The sequence below is a fragment of the Pantoea sp. NPDC088449 genome, from assembly GCF_044753225.1.
Lineage (GTDB): Bacteria > Pseudomonadota > Gammaproteobacteria > Enterobacterales > Enterobacteriaceae > Pantoea > Pantoea floridensis.
In genome coordinates, this window is sequence record NZ_JBIVMT010000001.1 from 1361383 (window position 1) to 1381412 (window position 20030).

Here is a 20030-nt window from a genome sequence, read left to right on the forward strand (position 1 = left end):
TCGGTTAACGTCTAATGATGCTCTGGAGGCGGCGCGGAGGAATTATCTGAGCCGCCTCCTTGCTATCCATGCTTAGGTTGATTGTCTCAGTGCTTATGAGACTTTGTTATTGATATATCGCTGATTAAGGTTAAAAGTGGCAGCAGGTTTTCTGATTGCCTTCTACAGTTAAATGTAAGACGAGACTTTTTGTACGAGCAGAGTAACCGAAATAATTGTGTATCCCGATAAAAAAACGTCAGGTTGGCATAAGGGTTGCTGTACTCATTAAAGAATATCTTCCGGGAGCTGCTATAACCTTTAATTACGCTCCTTTACCTGTGCTAAAAACGAAAGGACGGGCATCGCTATGAATATATTCGATCACTATCGTCAGCGTTATGAAGCTGCCAAGGATGAAGAATTCTCACTACAGGAATTCCTCGCCATCTGTAAACAGGATCGTAGTGCATACGCCAACGCTGCCGAACGACTCTTAATGGCCATTGGTGAGCCGGTGATGGTTGACACTGCGCAAGAGCCACGCCTTTCCAGAATTTTCTCCAATCGCGTCATGGGACGCTACCCTGCCTTTGAAGAGTTTTACGGGATGGAAGAAGCGATTGAGCAAATCGTCTCCTACCTGAAACACGCTGCGCAGGGTCTGGAAGAGAAGAAACAGATTCTCTACTTATTGGGCCCAGTGGGTGGCGGTAAATCGTCGCTGGCTGAACGACTGAAAGCGCTGATGCAGCGAGTGCCGATTTACGTGTTAAGCGCGGATGGCGAACGCAGCCCGGTAAATGATCATCCGCTGTGCCTGTTCAACCCGCAGGAAGATGCCAATATTCTGGAAAAAGAGTATGGCGTACCGCGGCGTTATCTCGGCACCATCATGTCGCCTTGGGCAGCGAAGCGTCTGCATGAATACGGCGGTGATATCACTCGCTTTAAAGTGGTAAAAGTCTGGCCGTCAATTTTGGAACAGATTGCTATAGCTAAAACCGAGCCGGGTGACGAGAACAATCAGGACATCTCTGCGCTGGTCGGTAAAGTGGATATCCGCAAACTGGAAAATCACGCGCAGAACGATCCTGATGCCTACGGCTACTCAGGTGCATTGTGCCGCGCGAACCAGGGTGTGATGGAATTCGTTGAGATGTTTAAAGCGCCAATCAAAGTGCTACATCCGCTGCTGACCGCCACGCAGGAAGGTAACTATAACGGGACTGAGGGCATCTCTGCTCTGCCGTTTAATGGCATCATTTTGGCGCACTCCAATGAATCAGAATGGGTCACTTTCCGTAATAACAAAAACAATGAGGCGTTCCTTGACCGTGTTTACATTGTCAAAGTGCCTTACTGCTTACGCGTTTCTGAAGAGATTAAGATTTACAATAAGCTGTTGGATCACAGTGAGTTAACCACTGCTCCTTGCGCACCGGGAACGCTGGAAACGCTGGCCCGCTTCTCAATTCTGTCGCGCTTGAAAGAGCCGGAAAACTCCAGCATCTACTCAAAAATGCGCGTATATGATGGTGAAAGCCTGAAAGATACCGATCCAAAAGCGAAATCCTGGCAGGAGTATCATGATTACGCGGGCGTAGACGAAGGCATGAACGGGCTCTCTACGCGCTTCGCGTTTAAAATTCTGTCACGCGTGTTCAACTTTGACCATGCCGAAGTGGCGGCTAACCCGGTGCACCTGTTTTATGTGCTGGAACAGCAAATTGAGCGCGAACAGTTCCCGCAGGATCTGGCAGAGAAATACCTTGAGCATCTGAAAGGCTACCTGATTCCGAAATATGCCGAGTTTATTGGCAAAGAGATTCAAACCGCCTATCTGGAATCCTACTCTGAATACGGCCAGAACATTTTTGACCGCTACGTAACGTACGCTGATTTCTGGATTCAGGACCAGGAATATCGCGACCCTGATACCGGGCAGCTCTTCGACCGCGAGTCACTTAACGCCGAGCTGGAAAAGATCGAGAAACCTGCTGGGATCAGTAACCCGAAAGATTTCCGTAATGAGATTGTTAACTTTGTTTTGCGTGCCCGCGCGCAGAACAGCGGCCGCAATCCAAACTGGACCAGCTATGAAAAACTGCGCACGGTTATCGAGAAGAAAATGTTCTCGAATACCGAAGAGTTGCTGCCGGTGATTTCGTTTAATACCAAGACCTCGACGGACGAACAGAAAAAACACGATGATTTTGTCGATCGCATGATGGAAAAAGGCTATACCCGCAAGCAAGTACGCCTGCTGTGTGAGTGGTATCTGCGCGTGCGTAAATCGTCATAATCGTTACCTGTAAGCGATGCGGCATCATGGTGCCGTAACATGAGGCCGGGTATCCCGGCCTGAGCTTGCAATGCAGTTTGGGGGAGTTTTATGGCCTATTTTATCGATCGGCGTCTGAACGGTAAGAATAAAAGCGCCGTCAATCGGCAGCGCTTTCTGCGCCGTTATAAGTCGCAAATCAAGCAATCGATCTCCGAGGCCATCAATAAGCGTTCGGTGACTGATGTCGAGAGCGGCGAATCGGTCTCGATTCCAATTGACGATATTAATGAACCGAGTTTCCATCAGGGTCGCGGCGGCAGTCGCCATCGCGTCCACCCAGGGAACGATCACTTCGTGCAGAACGACCGTATCGAGCGTCCACAAGGCGGCGGTGGCGGTGGAAGCGGCCAGGGCAACGCCAGTCAGGATGGTGAAGGCCAGGATGAATTCGTTTTCCAGATTTCTAAAGACGAATATCTCGATCTGTTATTTGAGGATCTTGCGCTGCCGAATCTGCGCAAGAATCAGCATCGTCAGCTAAACGAGTACAAAACGCACCGTGCCGGATTCACCTCAAACGGTGTGCCTGCCAACATCAGCGTGGTGCGTTCGCTGCAGAATTCGCTCGCTCGTCGGACGGCGATGACTGCGGGTAAACGTCGCATGCTGCATGAGCTGGAAGACACACTGAAAGAGGTGGAGAACAGCGAGCCGGCTCAATTGCTGGAAGAAGAGCGGCTACGCAAAGAGATCGCTGAACTGCGTGCGCGCATCGAGCGGGTGCCGTTTATTGATACCTTTGATCTGCGTTACAAAAACTTTGAAAAGCGGCCGGAACCCTCCAGCCAGGCAGTCATGTTCTGCTTGATGGACGTGTCAGGTTCAATGGATCAAGCGACTAAAGATATGGCGAAGCGCTTTTATATCCTGCTGTATCTGTTCCTGAGCCGAACCTATAAGAACGTTGACGTGGTATACATTCGCCACCACACGCAAGCGAAAGAAGTGGATGAACAGGAGTTCTTCTACTCGCAGGAAACCGGCGGCACCATCGTTTCAAGCGCACTTAAACTGATGGATGAGGTGGTGAAAGAGCGTTATGACCCGGCACAATGGAACATCTACGCGGCGCAAGCTTCGGATGGCGATAACTGGGCTGATGATTCTCCACTCTGTCACGAGATTTTAGCCAAACATATTCTGCCAGTAGTACGTTATTACAGCTACATCGAGATTACGCGCCGAGCTCATCAGACCTTATGGCGCGAGTACGAGCACCTGCAGGCGATGTTCGATAACTTTGCGATACAACATATTCGCGAGCCAGAGGACATCTACCCTGTATTTAGAGAACTTTTCCACAAACAGGCTGCTGAAGCCTAAATTTATAAGCCGGTCACCGACCGGCTTTTTCTTTTCCGCAGCTACGCTCACTCCCCCTGAAAAACTGTGCTTTTTTCATACGAATTTAACCTTATATGGGATGCCGACCCGCAGAATGAAAAAAAGTGCAATTAAGCGCTGACAAGCTATTGATAAGGCATTATCTTTTCAGCTTGTCTGTGTGAATCCCCCCGCAGTTTGTTTTTTTGGTCCCGCCGCAGGAGAACGCCGTTGAATACCAGCATGATTTACAGTTTGTTCATTATTGGTTCCGTGCTGGTTGCAGCAAGTATTTTGCTGAGTTCATTCTCGTCACGCCTTGGCATTCCCATTCTGGTCATCTTCCTTGCGCTCGGCATGCTGGCCGGAATTGATGGCATTGGTGGTATTGCCTTCGACAACTACCCGGTTGCCTATCTGGTTTCTAACCTTGCGTTAGCTATCATCCTGCTGGACGGCGGTATGCGTACCAAAGCCTCCTCGTTGAAGGTGGCTCTTGGACCGGCGCTATCGCTGGCGACCGTCGGCGTGATGATCACCGCCGGTTTAACCGGCGTCGCTGCCGCGTGGTTATTCAAACTTGATTTAATGCAGGGTTTCCTGATTGGCGCGATTATCGGTTCAACTGATGCCGCCGCGGTGTTTTCGCTTTTAGGCGATAAAGGTCTCAACGAGCGCGTGAGCTCTACGCTGGAAATCGAATCCGGCAGCAACGACCCGATGGCGGTGTTTCTTACCATCACGCTGATCGACATGATTCAGCAGGGCCAATCCGGTCTGAGCTGGATGTTCGTGGTGCATCTGGTACAGCAATTCGGTTTAGGCATCGTATTAGGCCTCGGTGGCGGCTGGGCGCTGCAGCAGTTAATTAATCGTATTAATCTCGCGCAAGGTTTGTATCCACTGCTGGCGGTAAGCGGTGGCATCATCGTCTTTGCGCTAACCACCGTCATGGAAGGCAGCGGCATTCTGGCGGTTTATTTGTGCGGTTTCCTGCTGGGTAACAGCCCCATTCGCAACCGCCACGGTATTTTGCAAACCTTTGATGGCATGGCCTGGCTGAGCCAAATTGGCATGTTCATTGTGCTGGGCTTGCTGGTGACGCCGTCCGACTTATGGCACATCGCTGTGCCGGCGATGATTCTCTCCTTGTGGCTAATTTTAGTCGCGCGCCCCCTTTCCATTCTGGTTGGTCTTCTGCCCTTCAAAGGCTTCACCGGACGCGAACGCATCTTTATCAGTTGGGTTGGCCTACGCGGCGCCGTGCCGATTATCCTCGCGGTATTCCCGATGATGGCCGGATTAGAAAATGCCAAACTCTACTTCAACATCGCCTTCTTTGTCGTGCTGGTGTCGCTGATGCTGCAAGGTACGTCACTGGGCTATGCCGCTAAACGTGCAAAAGTTGTGGTACCGCCAACCGCATCGCCAATCAGCCGGGTTGGGCTGGATATCCATCCTGAGAATCCCTGGGAGCAATTCATTTATCAATTGAGCGCGGACAAATGGTGTGTGGGAGCAGCGCTGCGTGATTTGCAGATGCCGCGAGAAACACGAATTGCTGCCCTGTTCCGCGATAACGCACTGATGCACCCGAATGGTAATACGCGGCTAAAAGAGGGTGATGTACTCTGCGTTATTGGTCGTGAGCGTGATTTACCTGCCCTTGGCAAAATGTTCAGCCAATCGCCGCCGGTGGCGCTGGATCAGCGCTTCTTTGGTGATTTTATTCTGGATGCAGACGCTCGCCTGCGCGATGTGGCGCAAATATACGGGCTCGAGTTGGATGAGCAGACTAACGATCAACAGTCGCTGGGTCAGCTGGTGATGAGCCTGCTGGGCAGCACACCGGTGGTTGGCGATCAGGTCGAGTGGAACCAACTCACCTGGACCGTGGCCGAAAAAGAAGATAATCAGATCGTCAAAATTGGCGTGCGCGTAATGGAAGAGAAGGAATAATCCGAGCTCTTAACGCTCGTAAACTGCGTGTTAACGACTATGCTCACTATTCAACCCAGCAAACACGGGAGAATATAATGGAACACGTGGTAAAAATCGGTCGCTATGAAATTGTTGATGCAACGTTCAATAATGACAATATGGAGACTGTGAGTATTCCTGGCAAAACCAATCCCGGCCTGGTGGACCAACTCGACGGCTGGGACAGTGAAACCAGTGTGCCAGCGTCAATTGATGGTAAGGCTGTCGATTTGCAAATTGGGCACTATGACAAGGAGCAGGACCTGTGGGTACTAAAAAAACCTGCCTGATTGCCGTTACCGCCATTTATTAAAATGGCGGTGATTCCGAAAAGCAGTCTTAAAAATAAGCATTATATTGTCGAACATTGAGATTTTAGCCTTATTTTTCATCAGATTACCCCATTATTTCTTTAGTCATTTATTTCCTTTTCAGACTATTTCCATATTAACTCTGTCAAATAACTCCTGCATACTCTTAACCGTTGCTGCAGCTTTTCGTGACGTGTATCACGTCTCAAACGGTCCTTTCCATGCAGCGCTTATGGCAGCACTGACTTATATCTCGCTGAAAATATTATTTTTCCTGATTTTCAGCGGACCACTCCTGAGCGCGTACTTGATTCTGGTCAGGCCATCTTTTACTTAAGAAAAGAGAGCAGGTTTTATGGCAAGTACTTTAATAATGAACAATGCAACCCGCTCGTGGAGCGGACTGCGCAAAAACCTCATCGCAAAAGTCGCACTGAGTGTCTCCGATTTAATAGCATTAAATTTGGCATTGTTTTTATCTGCCGCCACCGTGCAAGGTATTTGGGGTGAACTGGATACGTTTATTCCGCCGCAACAGATTGAATATCGTTTTATTGCGCAGTTAGGTTTGTCCGTACTTTGTACCGCCTGGTTCTGGGTACGGATGCGCCATTACACCTACCGCAAACCGTTTTGGTTTGAATTAAAAGAGGTGATTAAAACGCTGTTTGTTTTCTCTCTGCTTGATCTGGCGCTGATTGCCTTTTCAAAATGGGACTTCTCCCGCATGGTATGGGTGTTCAGCTGGACCTATGCCCTGCTGCTGCTGCCGCTGATGCGAGCCGTGGTTAAGCGGGCCATTAACCGCGCAGGTCAATGGCAGAAGGAAACCATCATCATTGGTTCTGGTAAAAACGCCATGGAAGCCTATGCCGCGTTACAAAGCGAGGAGATCCTGGGCTACAACGTGCAGGCCTTTATCTCCCTCGATGATGACCAGCAGCATGAAAAAGTTAACGGCGTACCGGTTATCACCTGGAAAGATATCAACTGGCAAACCATGGACCGCGACAACACGCAATTTATCGTCGCAACAGAATATGAGCAGCAAGTGGTGCGCGATAAATGGCTGAAGTTCCTGTCTAAAATGAAGTGTCGGTCGATTTCCGTGATCCCAACGCTGCGCGGTGTACCGCTGTATGGTACCGATATGTCATTCATCTTCAGCCATGAAGTGATGATTTTGCGCGTGAGCAACAACCTGGCGAAACGCTCTTCTCGTTTCCTGAAGCGTACCTTCGATATTGTTGTCGCTTCTATGCTGCTGGTGTTCCTTGGTCCGGTATTTGGATTGCTATGTGCAATGGTGAAGCGTGACGGCGGTAATGCGATTTATGGTCATGAGCGCGTCGGTCAGGATGGCGTGAAATTCAAATGCCTTAAGTTCCGCTCAATGGTGACCAACTCGCAAGAAGTGCTGCAGAACCTGCTGGCAACCAGCGACGAGGCGCGTGCGGAATGGGATCGTGACTTTAAACTGAAAAACGATCCGCGCGTGACCAAAATTGGTAACTTCCTGCGTAAAACCAGCCTTGATGAGCTACCGCAATTGTGGAATGTGATTCGCGGTGAAATGAGCCTGGTGGGCCCACGCCCCGTCATCGAAGCAGAGCTGGAACGCTATGCGGGTGATGTGGATTATTACCTGATGGCCAAACCCGGCATGACAGGTTTGTGGCAGGTCAGCGGCCGTAACGATATCGATTACGATACGCGCGTTTACTTCGATTCCTGGTATGTTAAAAACTGGGCGCTGTGGACGGACATCGCCATTCTGTTTAAAACCGCGGGTGTCGTGGTGCGTCGCGACGGCGCTTACTAATACCCTCGACGCGATGCCTGCGCAGTTTGGCAGGCATCGCCTTTTCTTTTTATCCCTTTCTTTTTCCTCACAGAGTAATTACCCTTCCCGCTTGTTTAACAGGTCGTTTCGGTACGTAATGCAAAAATTCACCCTGATACTTCTAAGCCTCGTGCTGCTGGCACCGCTTGGCATTGATCTTTACCTCCCCACTCTGCCGCAAATCGCCGATGGCCTGAACAGCCCGGTGAGCCTCATCCAGCTCACCATTCCCCTGTTTTTGCTGGTGATGGGTATCGGTCAGCTGGTAACCGGACCACTGGTTGATAATTTTGGCCGTAAGCCAATCGCGCTGATTGGCCTGGGCTTGTACATCATTGGCAGCATCGTTGCGGCCACCGCCACGCAATGGCCGGTGTTCTTCCTGGCGCGCATCATCCAGGGTTGCGGCGTGTGCTGCAGCGCAGTAGTGGCCTTTAGTGGCGTGCGCGATCGCCTGAGTGGTGAAGATGCGGCTCGCGCTTACGGTTTTCTCAATGGCGCATTGAATATTGTTCCGGCTCTGGCTCCGCTGCTGGGTGGTATTCTGGCGGAAGCCTATGGCTGGCGCGCACCATTCTGGTTCCTGTGCGGTTATGCGGTAGTTATCGGATTGATTGTCGTCATCTGGCTGCCAGAAACGCGCCCTGCAGACACGCTGCGGGTAAAAGGGTTGCCGCTGGCGCAGTATGGCGCAATTGCGCGTGAACCACGCTTCCTTGCCTTCGCATTTGCTAATGCCGGTGCGTTGGGCATGGTGCTAACGTATGTTTCACTGGCGCCGCATGTGTTGATGACCGAAGGCGGCCTCACGCCACTCCAATTCTCCTTCGCCTTTGGCGCCAATGGTTTTTGGATCATGCTGGTAAGCGCCTTCGTGAATAAAACCATTCGCAAAGCGGGACGCCCGTTCTGTCTGGCGATGGGTTTTGCGACGATGTTGATTGGCGCCATTCTGCTGATGATGGGCACTGCACTCTTTCCGGCCGCATGGCAAAACCATTGGGCGCTATACATGATCCCGGTGGCCGTTTCTGTGGCAGGATTAGCGTTTACCGTCGGACCGGCCACCAGCTATGCGCTGGAGCCGTATCAACAGCAGGCCGGTGTCGCTGCAGCCTTACAAGGATTTATACAGATGGCGTGCGGTGCCGGTGGAAGTATGGCCATCGTGGCCCTACCGGTGGCGGAGAAATCGTCTCTGGCATTGATGATGCTGACGGGTGCAGCGCTGGCCCTCATCGCCTGGCGCTGCAGCAAAAATATGCGCGGCAGCGTGACCGCGCTTAAATAACCTCAACCGGAACGCGTGGCGCGAGCGCACACATCAGCTCGTAGCCCACCGTTCCGGCGGCTTTTGCAACCTCATCGATCTTAACCTGATTACCCCACAGCTCAACCTTCGAGCCAATTCCGGCCTGCGGGCAAGGTTCCAAATCGACCATCATCATGTCCATGGAGATCGCGCCCAGGGTTTGCGTGCGCACGCCATCAACGCAAACGGGTGTGCCCGTTGGTGCGTGGCGTGGATAACCATCGGCGTAACCGCAGGCGACAATACCAATACGTTGTGCGGCACGAGCATGATAGCGATACCCATAACCAACACCATCACCGGCATTTAATTGCTGTACGCCAATGATCTCGCTGTTAAGCGTCATCACCGGCTGCAATCCGGTGCTGGCGATATCCTGCCAGTCACCGCTGGGTGACGCGCCATAGAGAATAATGCCGGGACGTACCCAATCGAAATGTGCTTCCGGGTGCCACAACGTGGCCGCAGAGTTCGACAAGGAACGAGGACAATGCAACCCTTCTGCCGCCAGCTCCACACGCTTCATCGGCTCAATTAAGCCATCCGGATTTTCCGCATCGGCAAAGTGCGCCATCAGCGTCATCTCACCTACAGTCGGCAAAGCCCGCAGTTTTTGCCATGCCGCCTGCGCCAGTTCCGGTCGGAAACCCAGCCGATTCATGCCGCTGTTAATTTTCAGATAAACATCAACCGGCGCCGACAGCCGCGCTTTCGCCAGCGCCTGAATTTGCCAGTTACTGTGCACGCTGGTTGTAAGGCGATAACGATCGATCAGCGTTAAATCTTCCGCATGGAAAAAACCCTCCAGCAGGAGAATCGGTTTTTTCCATCCCTGCTCACGCAGCAGGATGGCCTCTTCCATATTTAACAGGGCAAACCCATCAGTTTCGGCGAGACTTTGCCACACGCGTGCCACACCGTGACCATACGCATTAGCCTTTACTACCGACCAGACGTGCGAGTGTGGAGCAGCCTGACGCACAGTAGCAAGATTGTGACGCAGCGCCTGTTGATTGATGGTGGCACCGGTTGGACGTGACATGCTTTAACTCTCCCTGAGGTTTTAACGCGTCGCGCTGGCGTTACGCAGTGGCGACGAATGGGGCTCAAAACCCGGCAGGTAGCGCAGCACGGACAAATCATCTGCGGCGATCGCCGGTTTCTGACCGGAAATTAAATCAGCCAGAAGCTGACCGGAACCACACGCCATCGTCCATCCCAACGTGCCGTGGCCGGTATTGAGATAGAGATTGGAGAGCGGCGTGCGTCCAACAATGGGCGTTCCGTCCGGGGTCATAGGACGCAATCCGGTCCAGAACGTGGCCTGTTCAACATATCCGCCCTCAGGATAGAGATCGCGGACCACCATCTCCAGCGTTTCACGTCGTGCTGGCAACAGTTTGGTGTTAAAACCAACAATTTCCGCCATGCCGCCCACGCGGATGCGATCGTCGAAGCGCGTCACCGCCACTTTGTAGGTCTCATCAAGGATGGTGGAAACCGGCGCAGCATCGGCATCTTTAATTGGAATCGTCAGCGAATACCCTTTCAGCGGATACACCGGGATTGAAAGAATATCTTTCAACAGCGCCGTCGAATAGGAACCAAACGCCACCACATACGCATCGGCTTTAATCACTTCATCGCCACACTTCACGCCATAAATGCGGTTACCTTCGCGCAGCAGTTGATCCACCGACGTGTTATAGCGGAAGGTGACGCCCGCCGCTGCGGCCATCTCAGCCAGACGCTGGGTAAACAATTGGCAATCGCCGGTTTCATCGTTAGGTAAACGCAGGCCACCGGTAAGTTTGTGTGCCGTGGCCGCTAGCGCCGGTTCGACATTTTTCAGTTGATGCGCTTCCAGCAACTCATACGGCACGCCGGCATCGCGCAGCACAGCAATATCTTTGCTGGCGCTTTCAAACTGCTGCTGAGTACGGAAAAGTTGCAGCGTCCCGCCCTGGCGACCTTCGTAAGCGATACCGGTGCTGGCACGCAGCGTTTTCAAGCAGTCGCGGCTGTATTCCGCGATGCGCACCATACGGCTTTTGTTCTCTTGATAGTGCTGCATGTCGCAGTTACGCAACATATTCCACATCCATTCCAGCTGGAACTTACTGCCATCGAGACGAACCGCCAACGGCGCGTGACGCTGGAACATCCATTTTACCGCTTTGAGCGGCACGCCCGGCGCCGCCCAGGGCGCGGCATAGCCTGGCGATATCTGTCCGGCGTTACCGGCGCTAGTTTCTAACGCCGCTGCGGGCTGACGATCGATCACCGTGACGTCATGTCCGGCCTGAGCCAAATACCAGGCGCTTGCAACCCCAACCACACCACTACCAAGAATCACTACGCGCATAAGCCCCTCGTCGCAGCAAAAGAACAATTAACTACTAACCAAGCCCAAGGCAGCATAATTTCACCGCCAATCAAATCTTACATTCGATCGACATATTTCACATGTTTTTCACCTGCCTGCACACTGAAATCATGCAGCACATCAAAAATCAGGATTTTTTATGCCTTAAAACCGTTATTCAGCCATTTATTATGCGTCAGGGAGTGGTTTACTCTTTTTTCAGGAGAAAGCGCCGCAGTCATACATTTAACTTATAAACAGAGCATTACTCTGCAATTTATAATAAAACCAATATTTATTACATGCGGCGTCTTAACTGGCGCTTTTTGAATGATTTTCTGCCAAAAGAATTCGATTGAGATCCAGTTTCGGATAAGCGACAGTGGACTATCATTGAAGTGTTCGCTCAGTTTTATTGGGCCATCTTTACTCAGGATGAGGCCTTAAACGATCGTGACAGGTAATCCCTGCCGCTTGCAAAACAGAGGTGCGCTATGACGACAATCTTTGACGAGCCAACCCGCAGCAGTAAACGACTCAGTGACGGCCCAGACTGGACCTTCGAACTGCTGGATGATTATCTGGCGGAAATTGACCGGGTAGCGAAAAGCTACGGGCTGGAAACCTATCCGCACCAAATCGAAGTGATCACCTCCGAACAGATGATGGATGCGTACTCCAGCGTGGGTATGCCGATCAACTATGCACACTGGTCGTTTGGCAAGAAATTCATTGAAACCGAACAACGCTATAAGCACGGTCAGCAAGGCCTGGCTTATGAGATCGTCATTAATTCCAATCCATGTATCGCCTATTTGATGGAAGAGAACACCATGACCATGCAGGCGCTGGTGATGGCACACGCCTGTTATGGTCACAACTCTTTCTTCAAAAATAACTATCTGTTCCGTAGCTGGACCGATGCCAGTTCAATCGTCGATTACCTGCTGTTTGCGCGAAATTACATTACCGATTGCGAAGAGCGTTACGGTGTGGAAGAAGTGGAACGTCTGCTGGATTCCTGCCATGCGCTGATGAATTACGGTGTTGATCGTTACAAGCGCCCGCAAAAGATTTCACTGCAGGAAGAGAAAGCACGGCAGCAGAGTCGTGAAGAGTATTTGCAGAGCCAGGTGAATACGCTGTGGCGCACGCTACCGCGCAAAGAGAAGGAGTCGGTACACGTTGAGGCTTCACGCTACCCTTCTGAGCCGCAGGAAAATCTGCTCTACTTCATGGAGAAAAATGCACCGCTGCTGGAATCCTGGCAACGTGAGGTGCTGCGTATTGTCCGCAAAGTCAGTCAATACTTTTATCCGCAGAAACAGACGCAGGTGATGAATGAAGGTTGGGCCACCTTCTGGCACTACACCATCCTGAATCATCTGTATGACGAGGGCAAAGTGTCGGAACGCTTTATGATGGAGTTCCTGCACAGCCACACCAATGTCGTGTATCAGCCGCCGTATAACAGCCAGTGGTATAACGGCATCAACCCGTATGCACTGGGCTTCGCAATGTTCCAGGATATCAAGCGCATCTGTCAGACACCTACCGAAGAAGATCGCTACTGGTTCCCTGATATTGCCGGTTCAGATTGGCTGAAGACCCTGCATTTTGCGATGCGCGAGTTTAAAGATGAAAGCTTCATCAGCCAGTTCCTGTCGCCAAAAGTAATGCGTGATTTCCGGTTGTTTACGGTGATGGACGATGACCGCAACAATTTCCTCGAAATTGCGGCTATTCATGACGAAGCGGGTTATCGCGCTATTCGGCAGCAGCTGTCGGCGCAATATAATCTGAGCAATCTGGAACCTAACATTCAGGTTTATAACGTCGACTTACGCGGCGATCGTTCTTTAACGTTGCGTTACGTGCCGCAACAGCGGGCACCGCTTGATAAGAGCCGTAAAGAAGTTCTGAAGCATGTACATCGCTTATGGGGCTTTGATGTCATTCTAGAGCAGCAGAATGAGGATGGCAGCGTAGAGTTGCTGGATCGATCGCCCGCGCGCGGTCCATCGCTATAACAAAAAAACCGGACTGTGAAGTCCGGTTTTTCTTTATCGTTTGCTGGCTAAATCATCCGGCATGCTTTTCTGCATTTTGTGCCAAATCTCGCCGCTGCGACGACCATAGTCGCGCACGCTATCAACGATCTGCTCTTGTGAAGGGTTGGCAACGCACAAATCCGCCAGCTGACGATAGAAGTTACGCGCCAGCTCACGCGCTTCGAGGTTGGAGAAATAGTGACGACCAACGCGGGTATAAAGTCCTTTAAGGCCATTTAAAATCAGACCATAAATAGGATTTCCAGAAGCAAAAGCCAATCCGCGGAACACACGGTAATCTAGCTCGGTATAAGCCTCTGCTTTGTCTTCCTCACTCAACGCATTTTCCAGTACTTCACGCGCTTTATCTGGATGATGACGCAGCGCACGGCTGATAAAAATGGAAGCAATATTCGTGCGCACCGACAGCAGATTATCAATCAACTGCGGCACGCTATCGTGGTCGAGACGAGCCAGAGTTTCGAGAATGTTTAAACCGGAGGTTTCCCAGAAATCGTTAACGCGCGTCGGTTTGCCGTGCTGAATGGTCAACCAGCCATCGCGAGCTAGTCGCTGCAGCACTTCGCGCAACGTGGTGCGAGTTACGCCAATCAGTTCAGAAAGCTCACGTTCGGCAGGCAGAATAGATCCCGGTGGAAAACGACTATTCCAGATGCTCTCAATAATATACTCTTCAGCAAATCCCGCAGGGCTCTGCGCCTTAATCACCATAGCATTTATTTCTCGTTACTTTCTTTATCGTAATGCGACTCATCATACCAGAGCGGCTATAGCGGAAATAGCCTGCCAACCGATTAAAAGCGCGCGCTGGCGCAAAATTCAGTCGCGATCTCAGGCCCCCTTCAAGCAGAAGCACAGGGTTGCGCTATGCCGGCTTATCCTCTTTCACTCCATGCCCTCTTTTTTCAACGGAACTCGACTTAAGTCATTTTTGTTTAAGATTTTTTCCTATTGCCTGGCTGGCACGGTTACGCTTTTGGTTTACACTGCGACACATTAACGGTTACAGGAAAAGCACTATGTTGCGATATTTGAATCAATGCTCGTATGGAAGAGGTGCCTGGCTACTGCTGGCCCTAACAGCACTGGCCTTTGAGTTGACTGCGTTGTATTTCCAGCACGTTATGGGATTACAGCCTTGTGTAATGTGTATTTATGAACGCTGCGCGCTATTCGCCGTGATGGGTGCGGGTATCGTCGGAGCGATTGCACCGAAAACGCCACTGCGCTGGGCGGCGATCCTCATCTGGATCTATAGCGCCTATGAAGGGGCTCGTCTCTCTTACGAACACACCATGATTCAGCTGCATCCTAATCCGTTTGTGACCTGCGACTTTGCCGCCCGCTTCCCTACCTGGTTACCGCTGGATAAATGGCTGCCAGCGGTGTTTGTGGCGAGTGGCGACTGCGCCGAGCGTGGCTGGACGTTCCTCACCTGGAGCATGCCGCAGTGGATGATCGTCATTTTCGCGGCATATCTGTTAGTCGCGCTGCTGGTACTGATTGCGCAACCGTTCAAACCAAAACGCCGCGATCTGTTCGGGCGTTAAGCAGTAACAAAACAGGCAGCCAAGGCTGCCTGTTTCTCGCTTACCCGTTGCGGTCGGGTCGATCAATGATATGCTCTTCCCAATCGCGCACTTCACTCTCGCGCACCGCAATAAAACGCACTGAAATGCGCTGAGCATGCATCGCCTTTTTCGAACCGGCAATCAGCGGATGCCAGGCTGGCAAGGTTTTCCCTTCCCCTAACACGCGATACGCGCAGGTACGTGGCAACCATTCAAAACTGGTGAGATTTTCACGCGTCAGCTTTATGCAATTCTCTTCTAACTCAAAACGACGCTCGTAGCTTCGACACTGGCAGGTCTTGATGTTCAGCTGATTGCAGGCCACGTTGGTAAAGTAGATTTCATCCGTGTCCGCATCCTGCAACTTATTCAGGCAACATTGGCCACAGCCGTCGCATAGAGATTCCCACTCTGCGTCGTTCATTTGGTCAAGGCGTTTTGTCTGCCAGAAAGGTTGTTCAGTCATGATGGCGGTCCGGGTTAATAATAAGACCGCACCTTATAAAGCTTCAGGTGCGGTGATGCAAGTTTTACAGTACGCGAGTCGCGATACCGTGGCCGGCAAGCGAGACTTCCAGCTTATCACCTGAGCGCATTGGGCCAACGCCTTCAGGTGTACCGGTCAGCACCACATCGCCCGCGCGCAGGGTGAAATATTGGCTCATGTAGGCAATCAGCGGCAGGATTTTGTGGATCATATCCGCAGTAGTGCCATGCTGGCGCACTTCGCCGTTAACAACCAGCTTCAGTTCGGTGTTCTGTGGATCGCCGCTAAACTCAGCAACGGGAATAAAACCCGACAATGGACACGAGTTATCGAAACCTTTGGATTTTTCCCAGGGTTGGCCCGCTTTCTTCAAACCGGCCTGCACATCACGTAAGGTCAAATCCAGCGCGACGCCATAGCCGGCAATGGCCTTCGCCACGTGTTCTTCGTTCGCCTGCTTCAGCGTCGAGCCAATCAGTACCGCCAGCTCAACTTCATGATGCACTTCACCAAAATTTGTCGGAATCGACAGCGGCTGGCGCAGATCGCATACCGCGGTTTCTGGTTTGATAAACACCACCGGTTCAGTGGGCGTGGCGCTGCCCATCTCCTTGATGTGCTTCGCATAGTTGCTGCCAACGCAAACCACTTTGCTGACGGGATAATCCAACAGAGCGCCTTGCCAGTTACGATGCTGATACATGCTATTCCCCTGCTTTGGTTGTGTATGCCGCCAGTGATGCTGGCGACGCTGTCTGTTTCAGCGCCGGAACGCGGCAGGCTGAGGAGGAATATATTAGCGGGTTTATCACGGCTGGCGTGGCGGAAATTGTCAAAAGTCGTTAATTCTTTGCGACAAAATCGACTAAGCGTTTTGATAATTGCCCGCAATAAAAGTTTTACACGGGCAGTTAATTAACGCAAATAGCACTGATTATTTCTACAGGATATATTTACAGATGAATCTGAATTAATCTTTTTTACCCTGATCGAGATGAATGTTGAGCAGACTTTCAACCGGCGGCGGAATTTGCAAATAATAGCCGTTATCGCTTAATCCTTGCTTAACTTTATTGATATCAGCGTTGGCTAGCTTGTCGCGCTTATCCAGTGACAGCACCATTGCCAGCTGGGGTTTGCCGAAGCCACGCAGCAGTTCTTCAGGGACACGTGAGAAATCGTCTTTTTTTTCAACATACAGATAAGTCTGTTCACGTTGCGGGCTTCTGTAGATCACACAAAACATATTTTTTACTCGAATTAACCGGTGGCGTCACTTGCCTGAATATAGCAGTAACTATAACATGCTTGCAGAACTTCGAATATTGACCGTTTGATGTTATTGCCGATTTTATCGACGTACATTTAAGGGTCGTAAAACAGGACTGAGTCAGCACAGATGTCGCAAACGCCAATCGAATTTAAGGGAAGCAGTTTTACCCTATCCGTCGTTCATCTGCACCATTCGCAACCCGAGGTGATTCGTCAGGCGCTACAGGACAAAATCGATCAGGCTCCCGCCTTTTTGCAGAATGCACCTGTGGTGCTCAATGTGTCAGCGTTAACCGGCGACATTAACTGGAAGCAGATGCAACAAGCGGTAATGGCTACCGGGCTGCGTATTGTTGGCGTTAGCGGTTGCAAAGACGAAGCCCTGAAAAAAATGATTGCCCGCGCAGGTTTGCCGGTTCTTTCTGAAGGTAAAGAGAATCGCAAACAGACAAGTGCCCCTGTTACTGAGGCCGCGCCGGTTGCCCCTGCGGTAGTGGAAGGCACCAGTAAAACGCGCATCATCAATACACCGGTGCGTTCGGGACAACAAATTTATGCGCGCAATGCCGATCTCATTGTCACCAGCAGCGTCAGCGCCGGCGCGGAATTGGTCGCAGACGGCAATATCCATATTTACGGCATGATGCGTGGGCGTGCACTCGCCGGCGTGGGCGGCCAAAGTGATAGCCAGATTTTTTGCACCAACCTCGCCGCAGAGTTGGTCTCAATTGCCGGGGAATATTGGATGATTGATCAGATTCCGGCGGAATTTTTTGGTAAAGCTGCGCGCCTGAGCCTCCAGGAAGGCGCACTCACCATTCAGACACTTAATTAAGCCCCTTTTCTTTCGTTAAGGAAATCAACATTTATGGCACGCATTATTGTAGTTACATCGGGTAAAGGGGGCGTTGGCAAGACCACGTCAAGCGCGGCCATCGCTACCGGGTTAGCGCAGAAAGGCAAAAAAACCGTCGTTATCGATTTCGATATCGGTCTGCGTAACCTGGATTTAATCATGGGCTGTGAACGCCGCGTGGTTTATGACTTTGTAAACGTCATCCAGGGCGATGCCACCCTGAACCAGGCGCTGATCCGCGACAAGCGCACCGAGCAGCTCTACATTCTGCCCGCCTCGCAAACGCGTGATAAAGATGCGCTGACCCGTGAAGGCGTTGAGAAGGTACTAAACGATTTGGCGGCGATGGAGTTCGACTTTATCGTGTGCGACTCACCGGCGGGTATTGAAACTGGCGCACTGATGGCGTTGTACTTCGCGGATGAAGCGATCATCACCACCAACCCAGAAGTCTCTTCAGTACGTGATTCCGACCGTATTCTTGGCATTATCTCCTCTAAATCACGTCGTGCAGAGAACAGCCAGGATCCGGTAAAAGAGCATCTGCTGTTGACCCGTTATAATCCTGGCCGCGTGACGCGTGGCGATATGCTGAGCATGGAAGATGTGCTGGAAATTCTGCGCATTCCGCTGGTTGGTGTGATTCCGGAAGATCAATCTGTGCTGCGTGCTTCTAACCAGGGTGAGCCGGTGATCCTCGACGCAAATGCTGACGCCGGTAAAGCCTATGCTGATACCGTAGATCGCCTGCTTGGCGAAGAACGCCCCTTCCGCTTTATTGAAGAAGAGAAGAAGGGTTTCCTTAAACGCCTGTTCGGGGGATAACCAATGGCATTACTTGATTTCTTTTTATCCCGTAAGAAGAACACAGCCAATATAGCCAAGGAAAGGCTACAGATTATCGTAGCCGAACGCAGAAGGGGTGACAGTGAGCCCCATTACCTGCCGCAGCTGAAGCGCGATATTTTGGAAGTGATCTGTAAATACGTAAAAATTGACCCGGATATGGTGACCGTTCAGCTGGATCAGAAAGGGGATGATATCTCTATCCTTGAGCTCAACGTAACACTGCCGGAGCCGGAAGACGTTCCTAAATGATTAAAGCGGTTTCCTGATTTTCCCCTGCGTTGTTGCGCAGGGGAAAATGCTGTCTTAAAGCGCCTGCAGAATCTCGTCGATACCGGCTTTAAGCAGATCGCCGCGCCAACCAGAAAGCAGTTCCGGTGTACGCGAAGCGCTCTTCAATCCCCAATGAACACTCAGCACCTGATTGATCTGGCGACGTGATGCCAGCAACTCCTGACTAAATCCGCTCTCTTCACTCACCTGCTGTACCAGCGCCTTAATGGCTTTGAACGCCTGCTTGTAGTGCGGATGATCGATCAGATTTGGCAGCGGCTGCGGCAAGGTAGCTTCATCCTGTGCCAGCGCTTCAGCGACTAATGCCACCATCGCTTTACCGTGGAAGCGGATCTCATGGCCATTAAGACCTAAATGGTCCAACTCGCCAAGACTGCCCGGCATAAAGCGCGCCACTTTCCACAAATTCTCTTCACGCACCACAAAATTCACCGCCATATCTTTCTGACGTGCGATGTTTAAACGCCATGCTGCGAGACGCTGTAAGGCGGCCAGCTGACGCGGACGTAACTGCCATGCGTTAGTGATATCACGCCACGCTTCTTCCGGTTGCAGCACATCAAGACGGCGCTGGCACAACGTATCGCATTCGCTAAGCGCCGCCGCCATATTGCCCGCAGCTTCGGTTTGCGCCACCAGCTGATGGGCGATAGGAAGCAGATAGGCCACATCGGCCGCTGCGTATTCACACTGACGCTCGGTCAGCGGACGCGCGAGCCAGTCGGTACGCGATTCGCTTTTATCCAATTCGATTTGATTGAAATGCATCACCATTGAAGCAAAGCCCCATGATAGCGGCTGGCCGATAAATGCCGCCAGGATTTGTGTATCAACCATCGGATTGGGCAGGCATTTAAAACGGTGCAGGAAAACTTCAAGATCTTCGCCACCGGCGTGCAGGAATTTAGTGATCTGCTTATCCTGCAGCAGGGCGACAAACGGCGTCCAGTCACTAATGTTAAGCGGATCGATCAGGATCAGCTGATCACCATCAAACAGCTGAATCAGGCCGAGCTGCGGATAGTAAGTGCGCGTACGCACAAATTCAGTATCCAGCGCCACGGCTGTATGCTGGCGAGCTTTCTCGCAAACGGCGGCCAGTTGGTCATTTTGGTCGATCAGGGTGTAATTCACGTTGTCTTTCTCGCTGCGGCAAACTACGCGCAGCGCTC

The 20030-nt window shown here is 51.5% G+C and carries 18 protein-coding genes; 11 read left to right on the forward strand and 7 right to left on the reverse strand.

Features of this window, described 5'->3' with window-relative positions; genetic code table 11:
- Positions 1-349 precede the first annotated feature (349 nt).
- From yeaG to ACIP6T_RS06485, 6 genes are all read left to right on the forward strand, one after another.
- A complete protein-coding gene (gene yeaG / locus ACIP6T_RS06460) occupies positions 350-2284 on the forward strand; it encodes a protein kinase YeaG (RefSeq protein WP_097097158.1) in 1935 nt (644 codons plus the stop codon).
- 90 nt (positions 2285-2374) lie between these two features.
- Positions 2375-3649: a YeaH/YhbH family protein gene (locus ACIP6T_RS06465; protein ID WP_097097157.1), complete on the forward strand. Its 1275-nt coding sequence runs from the start codon at positions 2375-2377 to the stop codon at positions 3647-3649.
- Positions 3650-3880: 231 nt separating this feature from the next.
- Positions 3881-5608 (forward strand): potassium/proton antiporter, encoded by a 1728-nt coding sequence (locus ACIP6T_RS06470; protein ID WP_097097156.1) that lies wholly within the window; start codon positions 3881-3883, stop codon positions 5606-5608.
- Between the two features lie 77 nt (positions 5609-5685).
- Positions 5686-5919 carry a DUF1480 family protein gene (locus tag ACIP6T_RS06475; protein ID WP_097097155.1) on the forward strand — a complete coding sequence of 78 codons (234 nt, stop codon included), beginning with the start codon at positions 5686-5688 and terminating at the stop codon, positions 5917-5919.
- Positions 5920-6295: 376 nt separating this feature from the next.
- Entirely contained in the window at positions 6296-7762 is a 1467-nt protein-coding gene (wbaP, locus tag ACIP6T_RS06480; protein ID WP_400456018.1) for an undecaprenyl-phosphate galactose phosphotransferase WbaP, read from the forward strand.
- Positions 7763-7880: 118 nt separating this feature from the next.
- Entirely contained in the window at positions 7881-9074 is a 1194-nt protein-coding gene (locus tag ACIP6T_RS06485; protein ID WP_097097153.1) for a multidrug effflux MFS transporter, read from the forward strand.
- Here ACIP6T_RS06485 and dadX read toward each other — a convergent pair.
- Positions 9067-10137, reverse strand: a complete 1071-nt coding sequence (gene dadX, locus ACIP6T_RS06490) for a catabolic alanine racemase DadX (protein WP_345829543.1) — start codon at positions 10135-10137, stop codon at positions 9067-9069. The genes ACIP6T_RS06485 and dadX overlap by 8 nt on opposite strands.
- Positions 10138-10158: 21 nt before the next feature.
- On the reverse strand, positions 10159-11460 hold the full coding sequence (locus ACIP6T_RS06495) for a D-amino acid dehydrogenase (protein WP_097097151.1): 1302 nt from the start codon (positions 11458-11460) through the stop codon (positions 10159-10161).
- A 494-nt stretch (positions 11461-11954) separates the two neighbouring features.
- On the opposite strand from ACIP6T_RS06495, the gene ACIP6T_RS06500 reads away from it, so the two are divergent.
- Positions 11955-13490 carry a SpoVR family protein gene (locus ACIP6T_RS06500; RefSeq protein ID WP_097097150.1) on the forward strand — a complete coding sequence of 512 codons (1536 nt, stop codon included), beginning with the start codon at positions 11955-11957 and terminating at the stop codon, positions 13488-13490.
- Between the two features lie 33 nt (positions 13491-13523).
- Here ACIP6T_RS06500 and fadR read toward each other — a convergent pair whose 3' ends face one another.
- Complete coding sequence (fadR, locus tag ACIP6T_RS06505; RefSeq protein ID WP_097097149.1) at positions 13524-14243, reverse strand: fatty acid metabolism transcriptional regulator FadR; 720 nt, start codon at positions 14241-14243, stop codon at positions 13524-13526.
- A gap of 308 nt (positions 14244-14551) precedes the next feature.
- Here fadR and dsbB point away from each other — a divergent pair, with 308 nt between their 5' ends.
- Positions 14552-15082: a disulfide bond formation protein DsbB gene (dsbB, locus tag ACIP6T_RS06510; protein WP_400456022.1), complete on the forward strand. Its 531-nt coding sequence runs from the start codon at positions 14552-14554 to the stop codon at positions 15080-15082.
- A gap of 40 nt (positions 15083-15122) precedes the next feature.
- On the opposite strand, the gene ACIP6T_RS06515 is transcribed toward dsbB, so the two are convergent.
- From ACIP6T_RS06515 to ACIP6T_RS06525, 3 genes are all read right to left on the reverse strand, one after another.
- Entirely contained in the window at positions 15123-15569 is a 447-nt protein-coding gene (locus ACIP6T_RS06515; protein WP_007889667.1) for a YcgN family cysteine cluster protein, read from the reverse strand.
- A gap of 64 nt (positions 15570-15633) precedes the next feature.
- The gene (locus tag ACIP6T_RS06520; protein ID WP_097097147.1) at positions 15634-16293 is read right to left on the reverse strand and encodes a fumarylacetoacetate hydrolase family protein; all 660 of its coding nucleotides are present in this window, start codon (positions 16291-16293) and stop codon (positions 15634-15636) included.
- 267 nt (positions 16294-16560) lie between these two features.
- A complete protein-coding gene (locus ACIP6T_RS06525; protein ID WP_097097146.1) occupies positions 16561-16836 on the reverse strand; it encodes a YcgL domain-containing protein in 276 nt (91 codons plus the stop codon).
- Positions 16837-16989: 153 nt separating this feature from the next.
- Between ACIP6T_RS06525 and minC the strand changes: the two genes are divergently transcribed.
- Genes minC through minE form a run of 3 tightly spaced genes read left to right on the forward strand, consistent with a single transcriptional unit; the run spans position 16990 to position 18816 of the window.
- Complete coding sequence (minC, locus tag ACIP6T_RS06530) at positions 16990-17697, forward strand: septum site-determining protein MinC (RefSeq protein ID WP_400456025.1); 708 nt, start codon at positions 16990-16992, stop codon at positions 17695-17697.
- Between the two features lie 33 nt (positions 17698-17730).
- Complete coding sequence (minD, locus tag ACIP6T_RS06535; protein ID WP_007889662.1) at positions 17731-18543, forward strand: septum site-determining protein MinD; 813 nt, start codon at positions 17731-17733, stop codon at positions 18541-18543.
- A gap of 3 nt (positions 18544-18546) precedes the next feature.
- On the forward strand, positions 18547-18816 hold the full coding sequence (minE, locus tag ACIP6T_RS06540) for a cell division topological specificity factor MinE (RefSeq protein ID WP_007889661.1): 270 nt from the start codon (positions 18547-18549) through the stop codon (positions 18814-18816).
- A 54-nt stretch (positions 18817-18870) separates the two neighbouring features.
- On the opposite strand, the gene rnd is transcribed toward minE, so the two are convergent.
- On the reverse strand, positions 18871-19992 hold the full coding sequence (gene rnd / locus ACIP6T_RS06545; RefSeq protein ID WP_097097144.1) for a ribonuclease D: 1122 nt from the start codon (positions 19990-19992) through the stop codon (positions 18871-18873).
- Positions 19993-20030: the final 38 nt, after the last annotated feature.

Excerpts from the sequence above, each read along its gene's own strand:
- yeaG (WP_097097158.1), top strand. The coding sequence starts at position 350 with ATGAATATATTCGATCACTATCGTCAGCGTTATGAAGCTGCCAAGGAT.
- ACIP6T_RS06465 (WP_097097157.1), top strand. The coding sequence starts at position 2,375 with ATGGCCTATTTTATCGATCGGCGTCTGAACGGTAAGAATAAAAGCGCC.
- ACIP6T_RS06475 (WP_097097155.1), top strand. The coding sequence starts at position 5,686 with ATGGAACACGTGGTAAAAATCGGTCGCTATGAAATTGTTGATGCAACG.
- wbaP (WP_400456018.1), top strand. The coding sequence starts at position 6,296 with ATGGCAAGTACTTTAATAATGAACAATGCAACCCGCTCGTGGAGCGGA.
- ACIP6T_RS06485 (WP_097097153.1), top strand. The coding sequence starts at position 7,881 with ATGCAAAAATTCACCCTGATACTTCTAAGCCTCGTGCTGCTGGCACCG.
- dadX (WP_345829543.1), bottom strand. The coding sequence starts at position 10,137 with ATGTCACGTCCAACCGGTGCCACCATCAATCAACAGGCGCTGCGTCAC.
- ACIP6T_RS06495 (WP_097097151.1), bottom strand. The coding sequence starts at position 11,460 with ATGCGCGTAGTGATTCTTGGTAGTGGTGTGGTTGGGGTTGCAAGCGCC.
- ACIP6T_RS06500 (WP_097097150.1), top strand. The coding sequence starts at position 11,955 with ATGACGACAATCTTTGACGAGCCAACCCGCAGCAGTAAACGACTCAGT.
- fadR (WP_097097149.1), bottom strand. The coding sequence starts at position 14,243 with ATGGTGATTAAGGCGCAGAGCCCTGCGGGATTTGCTGAAGAGTATATT.
- dsbB (WP_400456022.1), top strand. The coding sequence starts at position 14,552 with ATGTTGCGATATTTGAATCAATGCTCGTATGGAAGAGGTGCCTGGCTA.
- ACIP6T_RS06515 (WP_007889667.1), bottom strand. The coding sequence starts at position 15,569 with ATGACTGAACAACCTTTCTGGCAGACAAAACGCCTTGACCAAATGAAC.
- ACIP6T_RS06520 (WP_097097147.1), bottom strand. The coding sequence starts at position 16,293 with ATGTATCAGCATCGTAACTGGCAAGGCGCTCTGTTGGATTATCCCGTC.
- ACIP6T_RS06525 (WP_097097146.1), bottom strand. The coding sequence starts at position 16,836 with ATGTTTTGTGTGATCTACAGAAGCCCGCAACGTGAACAGACTTATCTG.
- minC (WP_400456025.1), top strand. The coding sequence starts at position 16,990 with ATGTCGCAAACGCCAATCGAATTTAAGGGAAGCAGTTTTACCCTATCC.
- minD (WP_007889662.1), top strand. The coding sequence starts at position 17,731 with ATGGCACGCATTATTGTAGTTACATCGGGTAAAGGGGGCGTTGGCAAG.
- minE (WP_007889661.1), top strand. The coding sequence starts at position 18,547 with ATGGCATTACTTGATTTCTTTTTATCCCGTAAGAAGAACACAGCCAAT.